At 67.4% G+C, this 5936-nt stretch carries 6 protein-coding genes; all 6 read right to left on the bottom strand.

The annotated features are described in order from the left end of the window. Positions 1-27 precede the first annotated feature (27 nt). Positions 28-1101, bottom strand: coding sequence for an Rcat domain-containing protein (locus ACRDUX_RS01795; protein WP_526410435.1), 1074 nt, complete (start codon positions 1099-1101; stop codon positions 28-30). A gap of 110 nt (positions 1102-1211) precedes the next feature. Next, complete coding sequence (locus ACRDUX_RS01790) at positions 1212-2840, bottom strand: S53 family peptidase (RefSeq protein WP_526410433.1); 1629 nt, start codon at positions 2838-2840, stop codon at positions 1212-1214. 141 nt (positions 2841-2981) lie between these two features. Beyond that, on the bottom strand, positions 2982-3254 hold the full coding sequence (locus ACRDUX_RS01785; protein WP_526410431.1) for a hypothetical protein: 273 nt from the start codon (positions 3252-3254) through the stop codon (positions 2982-2984). Between the two features lie 304 nt (positions 3255-3558). Next, complete coding sequence (locus ACRDUX_RS01780) at positions 3559-4290, bottom strand: sirohydrochlorin chelatase (RefSeq protein ID WP_526410429.1); 732 nt, start codon at positions 4288-4290, stop codon at positions 3559-3561. Between the two features lie 2 nt (positions 4291-4292). Beyond that, entirely contained in the window at positions 4293-4997 is a 705-nt protein-coding gene (locus ACRDUX_RS01775; protein WP_526410427.1) for a phosphoadenylyl-sulfate reductase, read from the bottom strand. A gap of 69 nt (positions 4998-5066) precedes the next feature. Beyond that, positions 5067-5936: nitrite/sulfite reductase (locus ACRDUX_RS01770; RefSeq protein WP_526410425.1), on the bottom strand; the 870-nt coding region annotated here is incomplete at its 5' end.

Genomic DNA, 5936 nt, shown 5'->3' with positions numbered 1-5936 from the left:
GTAGTGGAGTTGGGGCAGGAGGCGCGCTCATCGCGCGTCAGCGGACGGGCCGACGGGAACCGGACGAGGGGAGCGCCGTGCCGCCCGCGACGTCCGGGACGCGGCGTGGCCTGCGACTCCGCAGCGGGGACAGAACGGCAGATCTGGAACGACGTGGTCGCACTGCGGGCACAACACCACGTCGTCGGGGGATGCACGGTCGGGTTCTTCCAGGAGCAAGGTGGAGTGGACGACGATCCGCAACGCATAGAGGGCCAGCACCGCGAGAAGGGCGTAGATGCCCATCGCGAGGTCGTTCGGCAGCGAAAGGAGGTCGAGCAGACCCAATACGAGGTAGACCGCTACCCCGAACACCGTTGCGGGGACCGGGGAGGTCAACGAGTACCACCGCGACCCGTGCGTCGAATCCGCCCGCGGTGTGAACCACAGGGTGGCGCCGATGGCGCCGCCGATGGCCGCCGCCGTCAACGGTATCGCCACCCCCTGGATGGCGCCAGCGACCACCAGATGCATCGGCCCTTGGCCGTCATCGTCTATCGGACCTCCTTCGAACTGAGGCGCCAACCGCGTCAGGCTGCCCGCGCTCGTGAAGCAGAGCGCAGCGAGCGTTCCAATCACGAACCCGTCCAACGACTCTCGCACGCCAGGACGCCATAGCCGGACCAGGATCATCGGGGCGAGCAGGAGGATCAGGAAGCCAAGCGGAATGGCGAGCCCCGTGATGAGGATTCTGGCCGTGCTGACCGGCAGGCCGAGTGCGTCGTCGTCGGTGCGCGCGGCAGCGACGTCCGTCGCCAGTCCCCACCCCACGCCGAACGCGATGCCAAGCACGGCGGTGCTCGCCAGGGCGCCGATCGACAGATCCACGAATGCGTCCGTCTCCACGAGGTAGACCACGAACAGCAACGGCAACCCGAAGCCGACCAGCCCGATCAGCGCGGCCTGCCACAGCGGCAGTGCGGTGCCCAGCATCAGCGCGACCACACCGATGAGCGCGACCGTGAACGCCGTCCGAGAACGCCGTGGCAGCAACGGGAAGATCGTGCTCGTCACCCACGGGCTCAGGACGCGTTGGTTCGGCGCTGCCGAATAGGCCGACATGCGGAGCCACGAAGGTCCGTCGCCACGCCGACGGACCCGCGTCGCGCCACAGTTTCCGCAGAACTCGCCCGACGGGACGGTTACCTGGCAGACGCGACAGGCCATGCCCGTCATCGGGGGGCCACGCCCTTCTGGATGTCGAGGAAGTCGCGGGCGAGATATTCAACGTTGGGGCTTCCGAGCCCGGTTGCCAGGTCGTAGCCGGGAACCGCGACGTCGACCGCGTTCCCGCCCAGCGTGACGTCTCGAAACCCCGGCGAATTCGCGCCCTTTGCCACCTGGTAGAGCAGTGGGTTGACGTCGCCGAGGGCGTGTCCGCCGTGCGCTAAGAGGTACTGATTCATCAGCGCCGTCAGGCCGGCCCAGATCGGTGCGGCCTGCGAGGTGCCCGCGCCCACCAGATCCTGCTTGTCGAACCTGATCTTGACGCCCGTGAAAGGGTCGGCGACCGCTGACACGTCGGGTGTCAGGCGGCGTTGTCGTTTACCGGAGTCCCGTTCGATCGACAATCTGCGCTGCCAGACTGGCCGGGGAAACAGCTTTGACACCCCGCCGCTGGTGCCCTGCGACAGCGGCGCGTCGACCCAGGCCTGCTCGGCCAGCCACTGGCCCTTCTCGTCGGTGGACATGGTGGTGCCGCCTACGGAGGTGATGCCTGGCAGGGACGCGACGGCATCCAGTCCGACGTCATCCGGGCCGGGCGGCGCCGACCAGCCGTCGCCGCCCTTGCATTCCAGCCCGCCGGTGTCGCCGCTGGCATCGAAGGCCGACGTCCCGTTCGCGTGGGCCCGCTCCAAGGCGGACTGCACTGGTTTGAGGTCCGTCGCGGTGATCAGGGCGTCGCACCCCCACCCGATGGACAGACTCCACACGGCGCCGGGGAACTGCCGGTTCGCGGCGTCGAACATCTCGGCGATCCGCTCGTAGGTGCGCCCACCCTCCAGAGTGGGCCTGGCGTTGATCACCACCAACCGAGCGTCCGGTGCGATGGCGTGTGCGACTTCGAGGTCCATCACGGTCTCGGCGCGGGATTCGCTTGGCTGGCCGCCGACGAGGATCGGCTTCAGGGGTGGCAGACCCGACATCTGGGCGAAGTCGTCGAGGTCCCCCTGGTCGTAGCCGCTGAACGCGAAGAAGACGATGGTCTGCCCCTTGCCCGTGAACCCGTCTGCCGCAAGCGGATTCGCGTTGTAGGCAGTCAGCAGGGCGTCGGGCGTCAACCCTTGGGACGGAACGTCGAGGGGAATGATGTCGGGGCGCTTTTCGCGATGTGGCGTGTACCCGAGAATGCGCCCGAGGTCGCTCACCGTGCGTTCGATCGCCGGCGGGACCTCGGGCTGCTGGGCGGACGCGTAGAACACCTGCCCCTGCATGCCGCGGAAGTCGTGAACGGGAACGTCGAAGGCCCTGGCCACATCCCCTGGTGCGCCGTCGACGATCGCCCATTCCTCGCCGGGCTGCCATCGCACGGCGAGACCCTCGCCCGCCGCCCAGGTGATCAACGGCTCGGGGCGGGTCGAGTCACGAAGTCCAACGGTGAGCTGTGCACGGTCCAGCCGGGACGGTCCGAGATCCGCGGAACTGGCGAGCAGCCGGGCATATGGACCCCCGATGACCGCCGTGCGTTCGGCATTCGGCTCGGAACGGTGGTCGACGATGACCATCGAAACGGCCACCACGAGCGACACCGCCAGCCAACACCCGAGCAGTCGGGACGCCGTTCGGCGCGTAGCAAACATCAGTGGACTCCAGAGCCAGAGAGCCGACGCCCGCGGTGGGGGCGTCGCGGTGCACGGGGAAGGGGTAGTGCCGCGTCCGCGGGGCGCGAAGGTCGTCGCGCCCCGCGGGCCGATCGTGCGGTCGTGAGATCGACGCTGTCCCTAGCCGGTGTGGCTGGTGTTGCCGGGATGGCCCGACGGCAGGGGAGGCGCCTTCACGGGCGGCGAGAAGCTGTTGCCGCCAGTGGGGTTGACGTTCTTCTCCGTCGGGGACGGAGCAACGGACGACGTGGTCGTCGCCGTGGTAGTGGTCGTCGTGCTGGAGGGAGCGGGTGATTCAGTGCCGCTACATCCGGCGGTCAAAGCACCCATGGCGATTATTGCGCTACCGCCGGCCACCAGGGCCAAGCGACGAGCCCAACGATCTGATTTCATGATCTCTTCCAATCTCAATCCCCGTATTCGTCCCACTACTGCGTCCGAGTAGCCGGTTGCCAAACGCTAACGTCAATATGATGCCACATTCAGAGCAAACGGCGCTGAATTCGTGTGAGCGATCTCTGGGGTGCCTCAAGTCACCTGAAAATGTGCTCTAAGCACTACCACTCCGAAGCGGGTTGGTCGCACAATCGTCCCGACCGGTCGCTGCCAGTTACTTCTCGGGATGGGCTGGTGAACACGCGTTGGCGCCAAGGATCACGATCGGCCAGATTCGACGGGAGGGTAGCGCTGGGAACGCTCAGGCGGCGATGAGGGCGGCGCGCGCCTCGTCGAACCGGTCCAGCAGGGTAGCTGCGACGAGATTGTGAGAGCCCAAGGGTTCGGCCATCGGAATGCCAAGGGCCGCTGCGGTTTCTGCGACGCGATCGGTGATCCGGCCGTGCGCGATGAACCAGGGGGCCACGACGAGTCGACGTGCGCCGCGGCGCCGCAGGCGGACCGCAGCCTCCGCCACCGTCGGGTGTGGACCGGTGGCAAACGCCACCTCGATCCCCGCCCACCGCGTCCGCGCGGCGAGAGCGGGGACCAGCGTCGCCGTTCGGGTGTTCGCGGCCGCCTTCGAGGTGCCCACGGCGACGACGATCACCCCGAGATCCCGCTCGTCGGCGGATGCACCGATCTCAGCCAACCGCCTGCCGAGCAACGTGACGAGCGCGGGGTCCTCGCCGAGCACCTCGGCCGTCCGGACGGACGCACCCGACGCCTCGATCACCGCGGGAAGATCGACCCTTGCGTGAAAGGCGTTCGCGAGCAGCATCGGCACCACCACGGCGGTGGCGCTGCGACGGGCGACGTCGGCGAGCACGTCACCGACGAATGGCGTGGACTGCTCCAGGAACGTCGCGTGAACGTCCAGTCCAGTGCGCAACCGCCGGATCCTCCCGGCAAGAGCCTCGGCGACGGCCGAGGACCTGGGATCCGCGCTGCCGTGGGCGGCGAGGATCAGGGTCTCCGGCGGGGGAGGGCGCATCGTCACGACGCGTGCAGCCCGCACTCCGTCTTCGACTGGCCCGCCCACCGACCGCTGCGGGGATCTGCTCCCTCGACCGGCTTCGCGGTGCACGGCGCGCAGCCGATCGACGGATAACCCTCGAAGACCAGCGGGTTGACCAGCACGTCGTTGGCGTCGATGTAGGACTGCATGTCCTCGTCCGTCCACGCCGCGATCGGATTGATCTTGACGAGGCCAAAGGCCTTGTCGAAGCTGATCAGCGGCGCGTTGGCGCGCGTCGGCGCTTCGACGCGACGAATGCCGGTGACCCAGGCGGTGTAGCCCTTCAACGCCTTGCCCAGCGGCTCGACCTTGCGCATCCGGCAGCAGGCGGCCGGGTCGCGCGCGAAGAGATCCTTGCCGAGCAGTTCGTCCTGCTTGGTGACGCTGTTCTCCGGCGTCACGTTGACGACGTTGATGTCGTAGACCGCCTCGACGGCGTCACGGGTGCCGATGGTCTCGACGAAGTGGTAGCCGGTGTCGAGGAACAGGACGTCCACACCCGGGCGCACCTTGGCGGCCAAGTCCACCAGCACCGCATCCTGCATGTTCGATGCCACGACGTACTCGCCGGCGAAGTGCTCCTCGGTCCAGCGCAGGAGCTCCTCGGCACCCGCACCGACCAGTTCGTCCGCGCCACGTTCGGCCAGCTCGATCAGGCCGGTCTCGGTCATCACGTCTGTCATGGAGTCACCTCTTCCGTCCGCTCTTCGCACCAGCGCTTCATCGCAAATCAACTCTCTTCGCGCAAGCGCTCATCGCAAGTCCGCCTCGTCTGCCCTTACCGCCCAGGTAGCAAAACGCTCTCCGTCCTCGCGTTGTTTCACGAAGTTGCGGACGACACGCTCGATGTAGTCGCCGAGCTCGGCGGAAACCACCTTGTGTTGACGCAATTTGCGGCCGAAGGCGCTGTCCAGGCCCAGGCTGCCGCCTAGATGGACCTGGAAACCCTCGACGGGCCCGTCGCCGTCGTCGACCATCTGGCCCTTGAACCCGATGTCGGCGACCTGGATGCGGGCACACGAGTTCGGGCATCCGTTGACGTTGATCGTGACCGGAACGTCGAGTTGTGCGTTGACGTCCTCGAGCCGCCGCTCCAGCTCGGGCACCAGCGCCTGGGACCGATTGCGGGTCTCGGCGAAGGAGAGCTTGCAGAACTCGATGCCGGTGCAGGCCATCAGGTTCTTGCGCCAGTGCGATGGCCGCGACGGCAGTCCGAGCGCGTCCAGGCCAACGGTCAGTTCGCTCAGCTTCTCGTCGGGAACGTCGAGGATGATCAACTTCTGGTACGGCGTGAACCGGATTCGGTCCGAGCCGGCGGCCTCGGCGAGATCGGCGACGGCCGAGAGGATCGTGCCAGAGACACGGCCCGCGATTGGGGCAACGCCGACGGCGTTCAGGCCGTTCTTGAGTTTCTGCACACCGACGTGGTCGATGGGGCGGGTCACCGGCTCGGGAGCGGGCCCGTCGATGAGTGCTCGCTTCAGGTATTCCCTTTCGAGAACTTCCCTAAAGCGTTCGATGCCCCAGTCCTTGATCAGGAACTTCAGCCGCGCCTTGGCCCGCAGCCGCCGGTAGCCGTAGTCGCGGAACGCCGAGACCACCGCCTCCCACACGTCGGGGAC

The organism is Mycobacterium sp., assembly GCF_050701675.1.
In the GTDB taxonomy this organism is placed as follows: domain Bacteria; phylum Actinomycetota; class Actinomycetes; order Mycobacteriales; family Mycobacteriaceae; genus Mycobacterium.
The sequence above is the reverse complement of the archived record's forward strand: the minus strand, read 5'-3'. Positions and strand labels throughout refer to the sequence as shown.